The sequence below is a fragment of the Streptomyces sp. NPDC088785 genome, assembly GCF_044750685.1.
In the GTDB taxonomy this organism is placed as follows: Bacteria; Actinomycetota; Actinomycetes; order Streptomycetales; family Streptomycetaceae; genus Streptomyces.
Genome location: NZ_JBIVKH010000005.1, coordinates 277,185 through 294,136, shown reverse-complemented (window position 1 = coordinate 294,136; position 16,952 = coordinate 277,185). Strand labels below are relative to the sequence as shown.

13 protein-coding genes and 1 riboswitch are annotated in these 16,952 nt (G+C 72.3%); of the genes, 6 read left to right on the top strand and 7 right to left on the bottom strand.

Translation table 11 applies throughout. The features are described from left to right. Positions 1-71: 71 nt before the first annotated feature. The 4 genes from ACIP5K_RS18400 to ACIP5K_RS18385 form a co-directional block, all read right to left on the bottom strand. Positions 72-782, bottom strand: a complete 711-nt coding sequence (locus tag ACIP5K_RS18400) for a response regulator (RefSeq protein WP_401410682.1) — start codon at positions 780-782, stop codon at positions 72-74. Continuing rightward, positions 779-2,479 (bottom strand): ATP-binding protein, encoded by a 1,701-nt coding sequence (locus ACIP5K_RS18395; RefSeq protein ID WP_401410680.1) that lies wholly within the window; start codon positions 2,477-2,479, stop codon positions 779-781. The genes ACIP5K_RS18400 and ACIP5K_RS18395 overlap by 4 nt, the downstream gene beginning before the upstream one ends. A 190-nt stretch (positions 2,480-2,669) precedes the next feature. Beyond that, positions 2,670-3,605, bottom strand: a complete 936-nt coding sequence (locus ACIP5K_RS18390) for a sucrase ferredoxin (protein ID WP_401410678.1) — start codon at positions 3,603-3,605, stop codon at positions 2,670-2,672. A gap of 27 nt (positions 3,606-3,632) precedes the next feature. Further along, positions 3,633-4,907, bottom strand: coding sequence for a citrate synthase (locus ACIP5K_RS18385; RefSeq protein WP_401410677.1), 1,275 nt, complete (start codon positions 4,905-4,907; stop codon positions 3,633-3,635). A 97-nt stretch (positions 4,908-5,004) separates the two neighbouring features. Here ACIP5K_RS18385 and ACIP5K_RS18380 point away from each other — a divergent pair, with 97 nt between their 5' ends. Continuing rightward, positions 5,005-6,174: a citrate synthase/methylcitrate synthase gene (locus tag ACIP5K_RS18380; protein ID WP_401410675.1), complete on the top strand. Its 1,170-nt coding sequence runs from the start codon at positions 5,005-5,007 to the stop codon at positions 6,172-6,174. A gap of 453 nt (positions 6,175-6,627) precedes the next feature. On the opposite strand, the gene ACIP5K_RS18375 is transcribed toward ACIP5K_RS18380, so the two are convergent. Continuing rightward, positions 6,628-6,864: a hypothetical protein gene (locus ACIP5K_RS18375; RefSeq protein WP_401410673.1), complete on the bottom strand. Its 237-nt coding sequence runs from the start codon at positions 6,862-6,864 to the stop codon at positions 6,628-6,630. Between the two features lie 97 nt (positions 6,865-6,961). Next, positions 6,962-7,462: a DUF6082 family protein gene (locus ACIP5K_RS18370; RefSeq protein ID WP_401410671.1), complete on the bottom strand. Its 501-nt coding sequence runs from the start codon at positions 7,460-7,462 to the stop codon at positions 6,962-6,964. Positions 7,463-7,785: 323 nt separating this feature from the next. On the opposite strand from ACIP5K_RS18370, the gene ACIP5K_RS18365 reads away from it, so the two are divergent. After that, positions 7,786-8,904: a CobW family GTP-binding protein gene (locus tag ACIP5K_RS18365; protein WP_401410669.1), complete on the top strand. Its 1,119-nt coding sequence runs from the start codon at positions 7,786-7,788 to the stop codon at positions 8,902-8,904. Between the two features lie 219 nt (positions 8,905-9,123). Here ACIP5K_RS18365 and ACIP5K_RS18360 read toward each other — a convergent pair whose 3' ends face one another. Then, entirely contained in the window at positions 9,124-11,589 is a 2,466-nt protein-coding gene (locus ACIP5K_RS18360; protein WP_401410666.1) for a DNA topoisomerase (ATP-hydrolyzing) subunit A, read from the bottom strand. 246 nt (positions 11,590-11,835) lie between these two features. On the opposite strand from ACIP5K_RS18360, the gene ACIP5K_RS18355 reads away from it, so the two are divergent. From ACIP5K_RS18355 to ACIP5K_RS18340, 4 genes are all read left to right on the top strand, one after another. Beyond that, positions 11,836-13,191, top strand: a complete 1,356-nt coding sequence (locus ACIP5K_RS18355) for a M16 family metallopeptidase (RefSeq protein WP_401410664.1) — start codon at positions 11,836-11,838, stop codon at positions 13,189-13,191. A gap of 17 nt (positions 13,192-13,208) precedes the next feature. Further along, positions 13,209-14,576 carry a M16 family metallopeptidase gene (locus tag ACIP5K_RS18350; RefSeq protein ID WP_401410830.1) on the top strand — a complete coding sequence of 456 codons (1,368 nt, stop codon included), beginning with the start codon at positions 13,209-13,211 and terminating at the stop codon, positions 14,574-14,576. Positions 14,577-14,829: 253 nt separating this feature from the next. Then, a riboswitch (cyclic di-AMP (ydaO/yuaA leader) is annotated at positions 14,830-14,988 on the top strand. Between the two features lie 12 nt (positions 14,989-15,000). After that, positions 15,001-15,789 (top strand): M23 family metallopeptidase, encoded by a 789-nt coding sequence (locus ACIP5K_RS18345; RefSeq protein ID WP_401410662.1) that lies wholly within the window; start codon positions 15,001-15,003, stop codon positions 15,787-15,789. Positions 15,790-16,026: 237 nt separating this feature from the next. Then, entirely contained in the window at positions 16,027-16,713 is a 687-nt protein-coding gene (locus ACIP5K_RS18340) for a GntR family transcriptional regulator (RefSeq protein WP_401410660.1), read from the top strand. The last annotated feature ends 239 nt before the right edge of the window (positions 16,714-16,952 follow it).

The window sequence follows — 16,952 nt, the reverse complement described above, 5'->3', positions numbered from 1 at the left end:
CCATGGCCCCGACGGACCGCACCAGCCGCTGGCGGGCCGTCGGGGCCGTTCCCGGGGCGCCGGGGCCGCTATCAGGCCCCGGCGCCCGGCCGTGGGTTCGCCCAGACGTAGAGATGCTCGGGGCGGCCCGCGTCGCCGTACTTCAGCGTCAGTTTCGCGCCGCCGGTGCGTTCCAGCAGCTTCAGATAGCGCTGCGCGGTCTGCCGGCTCAGGCCGGTCCGTTCGGCGATCTCCTGCGCGGACAGCGGCTGTTCGGCGTCGGTCAGGGTTCGGCGGACCAGTTCCGCCGTGCCCGGCGAGTGGCCCTTGGGCAGTTGGGGCTGCGCCCCGGTCGCCGACAGCGCCCCGAAGATCCGGTCCACCTGCGCCTGTTCGGCCTCGCCGCCGCCCGCGAAGGTGTGCCGCAGCGCCGCGTACGCCTCCAGCTTGGCGCGCAGCCCCGCGAACGCGAACGGTTTGACCAGGTACTGCAACGCGCCCTGGCGCATCGCCGCCTGCACCGTGGCCACGTCCCGGGCCGCCGTCACCATGATCACGTCGGTCTGGTGGCCGCGGCGGCGCATCTCGCGCACCAGGTCGAGGCCCGTCCCGTCGGGCAGGTAGTGGTCCAGGAGCACCAGATCCAGCCCGGGCCGCTCCTCCACCGCCCGCAGTGCCTCGGCCGCGTTGTGCGCCTCACCGGCGACCCGGAATCCGGCGACCTTCGCCACGTAGGCGGCGTTGACCCGGGCAACCAGGACGTCGTCGTCCACGACCAGGACGTCGATCGGTCCGTCGCTCATCGTGAAACCTCCGTCGCCGGGGTGCCCGCGCCCCTGTCCGAACCGGCTCCGGCGGTGTCGCCCTCGCCCTGGCCTTCGCCGGAGTCCGGTGCGGTGAGCGCGTCGGGCAGCACGATCGTGAACACGGCTCCGCCGCCATGGGCCTCCGCGACCGTGGCGGTGCCGCCCTGCCGCTCCGCGAGCCGGCGCACCAGGGCCAGGCCGATTCCGCGCCTGCCGTGCGCGGGCGGCTTCTTCGTGGACCATCCTTCGGTGAAGACCAGTTCCCGTTGATCCTCGGGGACGCCGGATCCGGTGTCCCGCACCCGCACCACGGCGGTCGTGCCGTCCACGCGCAGGGCGACCTCCACGCGCGCGTGCGGCGTGCCCGCGACGGCGTCCAGGGCGTTGTCGACCAGGTTGCCGACCGCGGTCACCAGGCCGCGCGGGTCGATCAACCGGTCGGGCAGCAGGGTGCGGTCGGACAGCCGCAGCGCCACGCCCCGCTCGGCCGCCACGGCCGCCTTGCCGACGAGCAGCGCGGCCAGCAGCGGATCGTGGACCTTCTCGGTGACCTGTTCGGCCGTCGCCCTGTGGTCACCGACCACCTCGCCCACGAACTCCACGGCGTCGTCGTACATCTCCAGTTCGAGCAGTCCCAGCAGCGTGTGCATCCGGTTGGCGTGCTCGTGGTCCTGAGCGCGCAGCGCGTCGATCAGGCCGCGCGTGGAGTCGAGTTCGCGGCCGAGCTGCTCCAGCTCGGTCCGGTCGCGCAGGGTGGCGACCGCGCCCCCGTCGTGCGTGGGCATCCGGTTGGCGACGAGCACGCGCTCGCCTCGCACGGCGAGCAGATCGGTGCCCGTGACCCGGCCGCCGAGCACGTCGGTCGTCCGCCCGGGGCCGACGGCCGTCTCCAGCGGCTCGCCGATCGACGCGGGGCCGAGGCCGAGCAGCCGCTGCGCCTCGTCGTTCAGCAGCCGTATCCGGCCGTCGCGGTCCAGGGCGACGACACCCTCGCGAATGCCGTGCAGCATCGCCTCGCGCTCGGCCAGCAGCGCGGCGATGTCCGAGAAGGCGAGATCGCGCGTCTGCCGCTGGACCCGGCGGGAGATCACGTAGGCGGCGAGCGCGCCGACGGCCAGTGCCCCGCCCGCGTAGGCGAACAGGCCGGGGATCGCGTGGAGGAGGCGGGCGCGGACGGTGTCGTACTCGATGCCGACCGACACCGCGCCCGCGATGGCGCCGTCACGGCCCCTGAGGGGCACTTTGCCGCGTGCGGAGCGTCCCAGGGTCCCGTCGTCGATCTGCATCACCTCGTGGCCCTCCAGCGCCTCGCTGGGGTCCGTCGAGACGACCTCGCCGATCTGGGCCGTGTCGGTGTGCGACCACCGCACGCCTTCCTTGTTCATGATCACGACGTATTCGGCGCCGCTCGCCCGCCGGATCCGCTCGGCCGCGGACTGCACGGGCCCGCCGGCCGTGGGCCGCGTGGACCGCAGGTCGTCGGCGATCCCCGGCTGGGCCGCGGTGGTCTGTGCGATGGCCAGCGCCCGGCGCATCGCCTGGTCGTCCAGCTGGTCGCCCAACGGGGCCAGGAACAGCCCGGTGGCGAGCACGGCCACACCGGCGGCGACCGCCAGCTGCATGACCAGGACCTGCGCGAACATGCGCCTGGGCAGGCCGAAGCGCAGGCGACGGACGGGCGGAGTGGTGCTCATGGGGACGAACGCTACGGGCCCGTGCGCCCCCGCCGAAGACCTTGTGGCGCGGATCTCGTACGGGCCCGGGCCGTCCCCATAGGGACCGGAGCCGTCCCCGTGGGCCTGCGGCGGCAGCCGTACGGTCCCGGGCTCCCCGTGTCGGCCGGGGAGCGCCGGGACGCGGTCGCCCGAGGGAGCGGGAGCGGCGTCAGCCGAGGCGCGCGGGAACGGTCCTGATCGCCACGACGTCCATGCGGGCCGGGGACCCGAGGGCGGCCCCGCAGCTCTCGGGCCGCGCCGGCGCCGACGTTCCCTGGGCCACCGTGACCTGCCAGCGGCGCCCGTCGACGTGGGCGACCGTCACCTCCCAGCACGGCGGGCCTCCGTCGTTACGTACGGCGGCTTCGCTGCGTACGACGGTCAGGGCGTCGGCCGCGTCCTCGTGCACGGTCCGGCGCACCGCGAGCTCCGCCGCCTGGCCCGGGCGGTCCCAGGCGGAGCTGCCCCGGCACCCTTCGGTGATCACGCGGCCCGCGCGAACGGCCTCCAGGATGTCCTTGACCTCCGCGGCCGTGGCCCGCCCGTAGGCGTAGCCGTACGGCAGCACCAGGAGGGTGGGGGAGAAGCGGTGCCCGCCGAGATGGGTGACCTCCCAGACGCCCTCCTCCCCGCAGAGCGCGAGTTCCGTGGCGAGCGGCCTGCCCAGGACGGCGCAGCAGCGGTCGCGCTTTCCGTTCGTGCACACGAGCGCCAGCGGGGCGCCCTCGTGCGGGGCGCCGAAACCGCCGTGGACGCCCGCCCCCAGGGCGGCGAAGTCGAGGGTGAGCAGTTCTTCGGGAGCCGTGACGGTCGCGGTCCGCAGCCAGGCGTCGCCCGGGACGGTGTGGGCGACGAAGACCTGCCGTCGCGGCTGCCCGTGGCGGTCCGCGTGCCGGCCGGGGCGGCGCACGAGGGCGACCCGCACGCCGGTGCCGTCGGCGGCCGCCTCCAGGGCTCGGCCCACCTCGGGGTCCAGATGGCTGGAGGTCAGGGCCTTGGCGCCCCAGGGGCCCGACTGCTCGATCAGCAGCCAGGTCCGGGCGGTGGCCGCGGTTCCCGCGAGAGGCTCGTCGAGTTCCCGGGAGGCGGTCGTGCACGTACTCACGCAGGGCAGCCTAATCCGCCGTGCGGATCACTCCCGACCCGGAGGCGTGGGCAGCGGCTGCGGCGGACGCACGCCCACGTAGTGGCCCGTGGGCCGCATCCGGAGAGGACGCTCGCCGTACTCCTCAAGGGCATGCGCGATCCAGCCCGCCGTCCGTGCGACGGCGAACAGGGTCTCGCCCGCCTCGGCCGGCATCCCGAAGGAGGCGGTGAACACGGCGAGCGCGAGGTCCACGTTGGCGTGCAGATCGGTGTGGCGGGCCGTCGTCGCCACCACGTCGCGGGCCGCGGCCAGCGCGGGCCGCGCCGCGGGCAGCTCCTCCAGGGCCGCGAACAGCGCCTGTGCGCGTGGATCCTCGCCCGGGTAGAGGCGGTGTCCGAGCCCGGGGACGCGGCGCCCGGCCCGCAGTTCGTCGGAGACCACGGGACCGGCGCCGCCGCGCTCCAGGACGTCCAGGAGCATCCGGTGGGCCAGACCGCTCGCCGCGCCGTGCAGCGGCCCCTCCAGGACGCCGAGGCCCGCGGAGACGGCCGCGTACGCGTGCGCGCGCGCCGACGCCGCCACGCGGACGGCGAGCGTGGAGGCGGCGAGATCGTGGTCGGCGAGGAGCGCGAGTGCCATGTCCAGCGCGCGCACCGACCCGTCGGAGGGCACCTGGTGGGTCAGCCGGCCCCACAGGCGCCGCGCGATCGGCTCCCCGTCCGCGTAGGTGGGGTTCACGAGGGGCAGGGCGGTCGCGAGCGTGGGGATGAGGGAGCGGGCCGCGCCGAGGACGGACTCCTCGGACAGGTCGTAGCGCAGCGGGTCCGCGGTGGCCGCCGCGACCGCCGCGACCCGCAACCGGTCGACGGGGCTGGTGAATTCGGGCAGTGCGGCGACGGCGCGGCGGGCTGCCGCGCGTGACTCCTTCGGTGCGATGAACCGGGCGCCGGGGCACAGGGTCCCGGTCCACAGCCACTCCGCCACCTCCTCGTAGGAGTGACGCTGCGCGAGCTCCACGGCATCGACCCCCCGGAAGAAGTACCTGTCGGTCTCGATGAGCGTGAGACGGGTGCGCACCGTCAGCTCGTTCGCCGCCGAACCCGTCGTGCTCTCCCGCCTGTTGCGCCGGGCCAGGGCCTCGACCTCGGCGGCGTCGAAGGTGCTTCCGCGCCGCCCCTCGCCCCGCCGGCTCGTGAGCTGGCCCCGGCTCACGTACGCGTACACGGTCTCCGGCTTCACCCCGAGCAGGTCGGCGGTCTCCCTGGTGCTCAGCCGACGGGCCTGGTGGGCGGCCGGTGATTCCGGTTCGTGATCCCTCATGTGCGTCACCGTATCCGGACAACAACAAGTTGATTGAATCAATATTGACAGAGACCGAGTCAAGCATGGACAGTCGAATCAAGTAAAGGGAGGAATCATGCCGATCAACGGGACCACGGCCACCCCTGTCGTCGACGTACCGCGCGGGCTCGCCGGTGTCGTCGTCACCGAGACCGCGCTCGGGGACGTCAGGGGACGCGAGGGCTTCTACCACTACCGCCAGTACTCCGCCGTCGAGCTCGCGCGGCACCGTGGCTTCGAGGACGTCTGGCACCTGATGATCCACGGCGAACTGCCCGACGCCGAGCGCTCCGCGGCCTTCGCCCGCGAGACCGCCGCCCTGCGCGCGCTCCCGCCGGAGGTGGCCGTGGCCCTGCCCGCCATCGCCGCGGCCGGCTCGCTGTCGGGGCCGCTCGCCGGGCTCCGCACGGCCTTGTCGCTGTTCGGCGCCTCCCGGGGATTCCGGCCCGTCTACGACATCGGTACGGACCGGCGCCGCGAGGACACCCTCGCCGCGACCGCCGTGGTCCCCACGATGCTCACCGCGCTGCACCGGCTCGGCGAGGGGCTCGAACCGGTGGAGCCCCGCGCGGATCTGTCCTACGCCGCCAACTACCTGTACATGCTCACGGGTTCGGAGCCGGACCCGGCGCACGCGCGTGCGGTGGAGCAGTACCTCATCTCCACCATTGATCATGGATTCAACGCGTCGACCTTCACCGCGCGCGTCATCACGTCGACCGGCGCCGACGTCGCCGCCTGTCTGGTGGGCGCGGTGGGAGCGCTGTCCGGTCCGCTGCACGGCGGGGCGCCCAGCCGTGCGCTCGACACCCTGGACGCGATCGGCACTCCGGACCGCATCGACGCCTGGATCCGCGAGCGGGTCCTGGCCGGGGACCGGATCATGGGCTTCGGGCATCCCGTGTACCGCACGGAGGACCCGCGGTCACGGATGCTGCGCGGTATCGCCGAGGGGTTCGGCGGACCGCTGGTGGAGTTCGCGGTCGAGGTCGAACGCCAGGTCGAAGCGATCCTCGCCGAACTGAAGCCGGGCCGGGAACTGCACACGAACGTGGAGTTCTACGCGGGCGTGGTCATGGAGCTGTGCGGTCTGCCGCGCACGATGTTCACGCCGACGTTCGCCGCGGCGCGGGTCGTCGGCTGGAGCGCCAACATTCTCGAACAGGCCGAGGACTCGAAGATCATCCGACCCGCCGCGCGCTATGTTGGCCTGGAGCCGCCGGTGGCGGTGCCGCCCGCCTCGTGACCCGCGAGCCGGGGCCGGCGCCGCTGCCTGCCGTCCGGGATCGGTCCGGCTGCGAAGACCGTCCAGGGGTCCGTGCGGCCGCGCGGGGCTCTGTGGCGGGTGTGGTCGTACGGGGTGCTTACGGGGTGCTCGACGACGTGTGCCGGTGCGGCCGGGCCCGGCGACGGTGGTCGCCGGGCCCGGCCGCGCGGGAGTCGCGCGGTCCCGATCGGGGAGCGGGTCCGTCCGGAGGGCGGTCCGTGCCGCGGGAGTCCGGATCGTCCGGTGCCGCGCTCGTGCCGCTGCCGGACGTCCGGGGTAGGGCGTCGGCGTCCCGGTGCGAGGGGTGTCGCCCGTGGTGGCCGCCTGGTTCGTGTCCGGCGGCGTCCCGGCGAAGGTGTGCGCTGCGTCGTCGCACTGGGTGGAACGGTTTGGTCCGATGGCCGGTCCGACGGCCGGTCCGGACGGCGGGCATCACGCCTCGGGGATGTCCGCCTTGGCCCGCACCAGCGTGTCGCGGGAGATGACCACGATCCGCTCGTAGTCGGCCCGCGCGGCGTCGGCGGGCAGTTCGGTGTCGAGTGCCTCGGTCACGTCCGTGCCGATGACCGCGAAGTTGCCGTCCGACAGCTCGAAGATGTCGGGGCAGGTCTGACCAGTGGCGCTTCCGCGTTGACGGGGAGACGCACCAATGCGGCGCACGATTTTCAAGAGGATCCCGGTCCTTGGGGCTATGTGTGGGTTAGGAGCGGGCACACATTAGCCGCTCGGGAGCCCTGGTGAAGCGCGCGCTGTGCGCCAACTGGGTTTATTCGCAAGGAGGTTCGCCTACGACCCACCACTCGTCCGTCTCGGCGTCGTCCTGATCCTTGAGCAGTTGTTCGACCATGCGGCCGAGCTCGGCCTCGGCGGAGGTCCCGTCGAGGCTGGCGCGGTGGTGGCGCGTCGCCGTCAGATAGGCCCGGACGACCGGATTCCGGCAGATCACCCGCAGATGGCCGTAGAGCTCGCGCCGGGTCATGGCGCCGATGCGGTGGAAGTAGAGGGCGTTCGTGTAGAGCGCGTTGGCGAACAGGAATTGGCGCTGCTGTTCGGCCGGGACCGGTGTCTCGTACGTGTCGAGGACGGCGGCCAGCGCCGGATCGTCCATGGCCTTGCAGAGCAGATCGAAGTGGAGCCGATGCTGTTCGGTGAGGGCGGCGTTCCGCCGTCTGCGCGTCACCAGCGAGATCAGTGACCTCGCAGCCGTCCCGGCACCGGCCGCCAGCGCGGCGGCCCGTGCCCGTGCTCCATAACTCTTAGTGGCCATGTCAACCCCCGGTTCAGGCGACCGCGGGCCGGTCGTCGGTGCGGGTCGACAAGGACGGGGACCGGCGAGCGGTGGGCGGTGCGCTTGCCGCCTCCCAGGATGCCGAGCGGCTCTGATCGGCAGGGGGGCGGAGAGGAGGCGCACGGAGGGAAGCTCGGGTCGCACACACCGGCGCCATGTCAGGACATCTTCCCGGCGATCGGCGTGGGCAATCGTTCACCGGGGGACCATTACGACGCTCGTATCCTGGGGCGGCAGTCGTCCTTCGTACGAGATCCGGCCACCGGGCCGGCGGTGCCGCACAGTGAGAGAGGTCGCGCGTCGTGAGCAAGGCGAACCCGCCGCAGATCCCGGTCGTCGTCCTGGCGGGCTTCCTCGGCTCGGGGAAGACCACGGTCCTGAACCACCTGCTCCACCACAGCGGCGGAACCCGGATCGGCGCGGTCGTCAACGACTTCGGGGCGATCGAGATCGACGCGATGGCCGTCGCCGGGCAGCTGGGCGACTCGACCGTGTCGCTCGGCAACGGATGTCTGTGCTGCGCCGTCGACGCGAGCGAGCTTGACGTCTATCTGGACAAGTTGACCCGTCCCGTCAATGACGTGCACGCCATCGACGTCATCGTGATCGAGGCGAGCGGGATCGCGGAACCGCAGGAGCTGGTGCGCATGGTGCTCGCCAGCGAGAACCCGCGGATCGTGTACGGCGGTCTGGTCGAGGTCGTCGACGCCGCGGAGTTCGACGCGACCCGGGAGAAGCATCCCGAGGTGACCCGCCATCTGGGCCTCGCGGATCTCGTCGTCGTCAACAAGGGCGACCGGGTGGACGCGGCGGAGCGGGAGCGGGTGCTGGGCGTCGTCCGGGAGGCGGCGGAGCGCGCCGCCGTCGTCCCGGTCTCGTTCGGGCGCGTCGACCCGGAGGTGCTCTTCGACTGCCGGCCGGGGGAGGAGCGCATCGGCCAGCTGTCGTTCGACGACCTGCACCGCCAAGACGGGCCCGCGGCGGCGGGGGGCTCGGCGCACGCCGGGCATCTGCACGACGCGTACGAGAGTGTCGCCTTCACCTCCGAGACGCCCCTGGACGCGCGCCGGCTGATGGCCTTCCTGGACAGCAGGCCGGAGGGCCTCTACCGGATCAAGGGCTACGTCGACTTCGGCGCCGGGGACCCGCGCAACCGGTACGCCGTGCACGCCGTCGGCCGCTTCCTGCGCTTCTACCCGGAACCGTGGCCGAGCGGCGACGCGCGCCGCACCCAGCTCGTCCTCATCGGCGCGGGCATCGATACGACGGCGCTCGGCGCCGCCCTCGCCGCCTGCCGCCGCGGTAACGACGACGCCCCGCACGCGGCGGACGAGCACGGCATGTGGGGCGTGCTCCGCTACGTGCAGGACAAGAGCAGCGGGGCGGACGAGACGGACCTGTACGGGGACGCCGCCTTCTAGCGGCCCCGGACGGGCCCGGGCCCCGGTCCCGCACGGGGCGGGCCCTCGGCCCTGCCCACTGGCATGCCCGGCACGGCCCTGGCCTCGCGGCAGCCCCCACGGGCCTCCGCCGCCTGCTCACGAGCCCCGCACACGACTCCCGCACGCGACTTCGGCCCCCACAGACGTGCCCCGCACGGGGCCCGCCACAGCCCTCGACGGGCCACGGGCCCCGCCGTCCTACACGGGCCCCGCCACCGCCCCCACCGTCTTCGGCAGCGACAGGCCCGAGCCGTCGCGTCGCGGGTCCATCTCGGGCAGCTCGGCCGGGATGCCGTTCTTCTGCGCCGCGCGGGCGGGCGCCGGACCGGCCCAGGCCAGACTCAGGCAGTCCTCGCCCTTCAGGAACCGCTGGCAGCGCACACCACCGGTGGCGCGCCCCTTGCGCGGATACTGGTCGAACGGCGTCAGCTTCGCCGTCGTCTGCACCGAGTCGTCGAGCGTGCCGCGCGAGCCGGCCACGGTGAACACCACCGCGTCGACCGCCGGGTCGACCGCGGTGAACGAGATGACCTTCGCGCCGGTCGCCAGCTTCACCCCGGCCATGCCCCCCGCGGGACGGCCCTGCGGGCGCACGATGGACGCCTGGAATCGCAGCAGCTGCGCGTCGTCCGTGACGAAGACGAGGTCCTCCTCGCCCGTCCGGAGCTCGATCGCGCCCACGATCCGGTCACCGTCCTTGAGGGTGATGACCTCCAGCTCCTCCTTGTTGCTCGGATAGTCCGGCACCACGCGCTTGACCACGCCCTGCTCGGTGCCGATGGCCAGGCCCGGTGACGACTCGTCGAGCGTCATCAGGCAGACGACCTTCTCGTCGGGGTCCAGGGAGGACAGGAACTCGGTGACGGGCGCGCCCCCCGACAGGTTCGGCGCGGACGCCGTGTCCGGGAGCTGCGGCAGGTCGATCACGTTCAGCCGCAGGAGCCGGCCCTCGGAGGTGACCACGCCGATCTCGCCGCGGGCCGTGGCCGGCACCGCGGAGACGATCAGGTCGTGCTTGACGCGCTTGACGTCGTCGTCCGCGGGGAACGGCTCGCCGTTCGCCGTACGGGCCAGCAGGCCGGTCGAGGAGAGCAGCACGCGGCACGGGTCGTCGGCCACCTGGAGCGACACGGCGGCGACCGCGGTGCCCGCGGACTCCAGGAGCACCGTGCGCCGGTCGGACCCGAACTTCTTCGCCACGGCGGCCAGTTCGGTGGAGACCAGCTTGCGCAGCTCGGTGTCCGAGTCGAGGATCCCGGTCAGCTCGTCGATCTCGCCGGTGAGCTTGTCGCGCTCCGCGTCCAGCTCGATGCGGTCGAACCTGGTGAGCCGGCGCAGCGGCGTGTCCAGGATGTACTGGGTCTGGATCTCGCTCAGCGAGAAGCGCTCGATGAGGCGCTGCTTGGCCTCCGCGCTGTTCTCGCTGGAGCGGATGATGCGGATGACCTCGTCGATGTCGACCAGGGCGACGAGCAGGCCCTCCACCAGGTGCAGCCGGTCCTGCTTCTTGCTGCGGCGGAACTCGCTGCGCCGGCGCACGACGGTGAAGCGGTGGTCCAGGTAGACCTCGAGGAGCTCCTTGAGGCCGAGGGTGAGCGGCTGGCCGTCGACCAGCGCCACGTTGTTGATGCCGAAGGACTCCTCCATCGGCGTCAGCTTGTAGAGCTGCTCCAGGACGGCCTCCGGCACGAAGCCGTTCTTGATCTCGATGACCAGGCGCAGCCCGTGCTCGCGGTCGGTCAGGTCCTTGACGTCGGCGATGCCCTGGAGCTTCTTCGAACCGACCAGTTCCTTGATCTTCGTGATGACCTTCTCGGGGCCGACCGCGAAGGGCAGCTCGGTCACGACGAGGCCCTTGCGGCGCGCCGTCACGTTCTCCACCGCGACCGTCGCGCGGATCTTGAAGGTGCCGCGGCCCGTCTCGTAGGCGTCCCTGATCCCCGACAGGCCGACGATCCGGCCGCCCGTGGGCAGGTCGGGCCCCGGCACGAACTTCATGAGCGTGTCGAGGTCGGCGCCCGGGTGCCTGATCAAATGCCGTGCGGCGGCGATCACTTCGCCCAGGTTGTGCGGCGGCATGTTGGTCGCCATGCCGACCGCGATGCCCGACGCGCCGTTCACCAGCAGGTTCGGGTACGCCGCCGGGAGGACCAGGGGCTCCTGCTCCTGGCCGTCGTAGTTCGGCGTGAAGTCGACCGTGTTCTCCTCGATCGACTCCGTCATCAGCGAAGCCGCGGGATCCATCTTGCACTCGGTGTACCGCATGGCCGCCGGGCGGTCGTCGTTGCCGAGCGAGCCGAAGTTCCCGTGCCCGTCCACCAGCGGCACGCGCATGGAGAACGGCTGGGCCAGACGCACCAGCGCGTCGTAGATCGACGCGTCGCCATGGGGGTGCAACTTACCCATGACCTCGCCGACGACGCGGGCGCACTTGACGTAGCCGCGCTCGGGGCGCAGCCCCATCTCGTTCATCTGGTAGACGATGCGCCGGTGGACCGGCTTCATCCCGTCGCGTGCGTCGGGCAGGGCACGGGAGTAGATGACCGAGTACGCGTACTCCAGGTAGGAGCCCTGCATTTCGTCGACCACGTCGATGTCGAGGATCCTCTCCTCGAAGGCAGCGTCGTCATCGGGTCGCGGGGTCTTCGTGCTGCGGCGGGCCATCGCTGCTGCGGCTCCTTCACCAACATGAACGGGTACATGAAACGGGAACTGTTGCGGACCATTGTGGACCGCGGCACTGACAACGCTGCTCGCGACCCGTCCGTACCGTGCGGTTCGGGGGTCCCGGGGGACCGCGTGCTCGCTCACGGCGTACCCCTGGCGGGAACTTCGCCAGGGGTCGGCGCGCTTGCATACAGTGGCAGGACTGGCAGCACTTCTGCACTTTTCGCGATCGAAGGGACGTACATGCCCATGGGTCACACGGCCACCGCCGAGGCCGGCTCCGGCGGCCTGACAGCGACCGAGCACCGGCTGGCCAACGGCCTGCGCGTGGTGCTCTCCGAGGATCACCTGACCCCGGTCGCGGCGGTCTGCCTCTGGTACGACGTCGGCTCGCGCCACGAGGTCAAGGGCCGGACCGGCCTGGCTCACCTTTTCGAGCACCTGATGTTCCAGGGTTCGAAGCAGGTCTCGGGCAACGGACACTTCGAGCTGGTCCAGGGCGCGGGCGGTTCGCTCAACGGCACGACGAGCTTCGAGCGCACGAACTACTTCGAGACCATGCCCGCCCACCAGCTGGAGCTGGCGCTCTGGCTGGAGGCCGACCGGATGGGTTCGCTGCTCACGGCCCTCGACGACGAGTCGATGGAGAACCAGCGCGACGTCGTCAAGAACGAGCGCAGGCAGCGCTACGACAACGTTCCGTACGGCACCGCGTTCGAGAAGCTGACCGCCCTCATGTACCCCGAGGGCCACCCGTACCACCACACCCCCATCGGCTCCATGGCCGACCTGGACGCGGCCACCCTGGAGGACGCGCGGAGCTTCTTCCGCACGTACTACGCGCCGAACAACGCGGTGCTCTCCGTGGTGGGCGACATCGACCCCGAGCAGACGCTCGCCTGGGTCGAGAAGTACTTCGGCTCCATCCCCGCCCACGACGGCAAGCCCGTCCCGCGCGACGGCGGCCTGCCGGACGTCATCGGCGAGCAGCTGCGCGAGGTCGTCGAGGAGGAGGTGCCGGCCCGTGCCCTGATGGCCGCCTACCGCCTCCCCGCGGACGGCTCGCGCGCGTGCGACGCCGCCGACCTCGCGCTGACCGTGCTCGGCGGCGGCGAGTCCTCGCGGCTCTACAACCGCCTGGTCCGCCGGGACCGCACCGCCGTCGCCGCGGGCTTCGGCCTGCTGCGGCTCGCCGGCGCGCCCTCCCTCGGCTGGCTGGACGTGAAGACCTCCGGCGACGTCGAGGTGCCCGTCATCGAGGCGGCCGTCGACGAGGAGCTGGCCCGGTTCGCCGAGGAGGGCCCGAGCCCCGAGGAGATGGAGCGCGCGCAGGCCCAGTTGGAGCGCGAGTGGCTGGACCGCCTCAGCACCGTGGCCGGCCGCGCCGACGAACTGTGCCGCTACGCGGTGCTCTTCGGCGACCCGCAGCTCGCCCTCACCGCCGTGGGGCGCGTCCTCGACGTGAGCGCCGAGGAGGTCCAGGAGATCGCCAAGGCGCGACTGCGGCCCGACAACCGCGCGGTCCTGGTGTACGAGCCCACGGCCCCCGCCGAGGCCGACGACGAGACCGCAGCGAACGACGAGGAGGCGGGCCAGTGACCGAACAGCTCGCGAGCATGGACTTCCACCCGCAGCCGCAGCCCGGCGAGGCCAGGCCCTGGGCGTTCCCCGCCCCGCAGCGCGGCGCGCTCGGCAACGGCCTCACCGTGCTGCACTGCCACCGCCCCGGCCAGCAGGTCGTCGCCGTGGAGGTCAACCTGGAGGCGCCCCTGGAGGCCGAGCCCCAGGGCCTCGACGGGGTCGCCACGATCATGGCGCGGGCCTTCAACGAGGGCACGGACAAGCACTCGGCCGAGGAGTTCGCGGCCGAGCTGGAGCGCTGCGGCGCCACCATGGACGCGCACGCCGACCACCCGGGCGTGCGCGTCTCCCTCGAAGTGCCGGTCTCCCGGCTCCCCAAGGGGCTGGCCCTGCTGGCCGACGCCCTGCGGGCGCCCGCCTTCGCCGACGGCGAGATCGAGCGGCTGGTGGCCAACCGCCTCGACGAGATCCCGCACGAGAGCGCCAGCCCGGCCCGCCGCGCCGCCAAGGAGCTCTCCAAGCAGCTCTTCCCGGCCGAGGCGCGCATGTCGCGCCCGCGCCAGGGCACCGAGGAGACCGTCGCCGCGATCGACGCGGCGGCCGTACGCGCCTTCTACGAGAAGCACGTACGCCCCGCCACCGCCACCGCCGTGGTGGTGGGCGACCTGACCGGAGTCGACCTCGACGGCCTGCTCGCCGACACGCTCGGCGCCTGGACCGGCGACACGGCCGAAGCCCGGCCCGTCCCGCCCGTCACGGCCGACGACACCGGCCGAGTCGTCATCGTGGACCGCCCCGGCGCCGTGCAGACGCAACTGCTGATCGGCCGCATCGGACCCGACAAGCACGACCGGGTCTGGCCCGCGCAGATCCTCGGCACGTACTGCCTGGGGGGCACCCTGACGTCCCGTCTGGACCGGGTCCTGCGCGAGGAGAAGGGCTACACCTACGGGGTGCGCTCCTTCGCGCAGGTGCTGCGCTCCGCGCCGGACGGCACGGGCGCCTCGATGCTCGCCATCAGCGGTTCCGTGGACACCCCGAACACCGGCCCCGCGCTCGACGACCTCTGGAAGGTGCTGCGCACGCTGGCCGTGGAGGGCCTGACGGACGCCGAGCGGGACACGGCGGTGCAGAACCTGGTGGGGGTGGCCCCGCTCAAGTTCGAGAGCGCCGCGAACGTCGCGGGCACCCTCGCCGACCAGGTCGAGCAGCACCTCCCCGACGACTTCCAGGCCCGCCTGTACCGCCAGCTCGCGGAGACGGGCACCGTGGAGGCCACCGCCGCGGTCGTGAACGCCTTCCCGGCGGACCGGCTGGTGACGGTCCTCGTCGGGGACGCGGCACAGATCGAGGAGCCCGTCAGGGCGCTCGGCATCGGTGAGGTGACCGTGGTCGCCGGCTGACCCGGACGCCCTCGGCCGCACCGCCCCGGAGCCCCGGTGACCCGTGAGGTCACCGGGGCTCCGGTCGTGTCCGTGATGTCCCTCACGTGCACAAACATGATCACCATGCTTCGTAAATGTCCGAATTGCTGCGGAGGTTGCCTGTCTGCTCTGTGGCGTGCGCTACAAAAGCCGGGATTCATTTGTTGAATAAAAGATGTCCCGCTTAGCGTCGGTCCGGCTGTCCGCCGCACCTGTGCCGCGCCGCGTCACCGGGCAGTCATCGCCGAGTCCCCATGGCGCGAGCCAGGGGAGCCGGGGACCCACCGAAGTCCCTGGGGTGAATCGGGCCCCTTCCGCGTGGAGTGGCCCGTAGGAGACCTTCCTGCTCCGAACCCGTCAGCTAACCCGGTAGGCGAGAGGGAAGGAAAGGATCAGCCTCTCCATGGCGTTCACCCGTGCCACCGGGAAGCACCGTCGTCCGAGCCGCATCACGCGTACCACCGCGCAGGTCGCGAGTGTCGCCGCGCTCACCACGACCGGTGTCGTCGGCGGCCTCGCCGCTCCCGCGCTCGCCGCGGACACCGCGGCCCCGGAGCAGAACAACCTGACGCAGGCCGTCTCCATCGGCGACTCCCTCGCCGACCAGATCGACGCCCAGGCCACCGCCCAGAAGAAGGCCGCCGACGCGGCCGCCGCGAAGAAGAAGGCGGAGGCCGAGGCCGAGAAGCGCAAGGAAGAGGCGCGGCGCAAGGCCGAGGAGAAGGCCGAGAAGGAGCGCGAGGCCAAGGAGCGCGCCGCCCGCGCGGCCGAGCGCAAGCGCCTCAACTCCTTCGTGGCGCCCGTCTCCGGCTCGTACGTCTCCACCGCCTACCAGGCCAGCAGCGGCCTGTGGTCCTCCGGCAGCCACACGGGCATCGACTTCCACGCCGCCAGCGGCACCGCGGTGCACGCCGTGGGCTCCGGCACCGTCGTCGAGGCCGGCTGGGGCGGCGCCTACGGCAACAACATCGTCATCAAGATGAACGACGGTACGTACACCCAGTACGGTCACCTGTCGTCCATCGGCGTCTCCGTCGGCCAGTCGGTCACCCCGGGCCAGCAGATAGCCCTCTCCGGCGCCACCGGCAACGTGACGGGCCCGCACCTCCACTTCGAGGCCCGCACCAGCCCCGAGTACGGCTCGGACATGGACCCCATCGCGTACCTGCGCGCGCACGGCGTGAACGTCTGACCGCGCCCCCCCCCGCAGAAGCACCCGAAAGCCCCGGCTCGCCGAGCCGGGGCTTTCGCGTCGCCTGTCCTGAGCAGCCCGCCGGTGTCCAAAAAATATCCCTGGATTCCGGGCTGCCGTCGGAAATTCGAGCGCGGTGGAATAGAGTCGTTGGCCAAGCGCGCTGACCGGAACTCAACGCGCCGGCAGGGGCGTCAATCGACCGCGTTTCGCGGGGATTAAGGCGGAGGTCGGGTCATGCGCATTCCCGCGCACTCGGTATGCACGGCGATCCGCGACGACATCGTCGCGGGAGTCTACGAGCGCGGCGGCAGACTCACCGAGGAACTGCTCGCGCGGCGCTACGGCGTCTCGCGCGTCCCGGTCCGAGAGGCGCTGCGCACCCTGGAGGCGGAAGGGTTCGTCGTCACGCGGCGCCATGCGGGCGCGTGCGTCGCCGAGCCCACCGAGCAGGAGGCCGCCGACCTCCTGGAGATCCGCATGCTGCTCGAACCGCTGGGTGCGGCCCGGGCGGCCCAGCGCCGCACCGAGGCCCACCTCAAAGTGCTGCGCGGCCTGGTCAGACTGGGCCAGGAGCGCTCCCGGCGCGGGCAGAACGAGGACCTGCGCTCCCTGGGCGGCTGGTTCCACGAGACGCTCGCCCGGGCATCCGGAAGCCCCGGCCTGATCGCCCTGCTCACTCAGCTGCGGTACAAGATTGCCTGGATGTACGCGGTCGACACCCCGGCCCGCCCGGCCGATTCCTGGGCCGAGCACGGGGCCATCGTCGACGCCGTGGCCCGCGGTGACGCGGACCGGGCCCGCACCCTGACCGCCCAGCACACCGAGCGCGCGACGGCGGCCCACCGCCTGCGCGTCCCGCGCGCGGGCGACCGTGTGAGGACTTCGCAACATCCCGTAAACACGGCGGGGCTCCAGCATTAACAAGGGAGCCGTATACAAAGAAGTGCACTATTCGCGCAAAGGCTCGCGGCCCGTTCTCCGCTGCCTTTTCGCATCGAATTCGGTGCGGTCGATTTCTCCTGCGTTTTCTGCCGTGCGGGTTTTCGGCGGGGCGTGGAACAGGGAGAGCGATACGCGCCACGAGAACGACGGAGCCGCGCGCTCCGGGGGGAAACGCGCGGCTCCGGCGAAAGGCGTCCGCACAGCGGACGGTGCCGTGG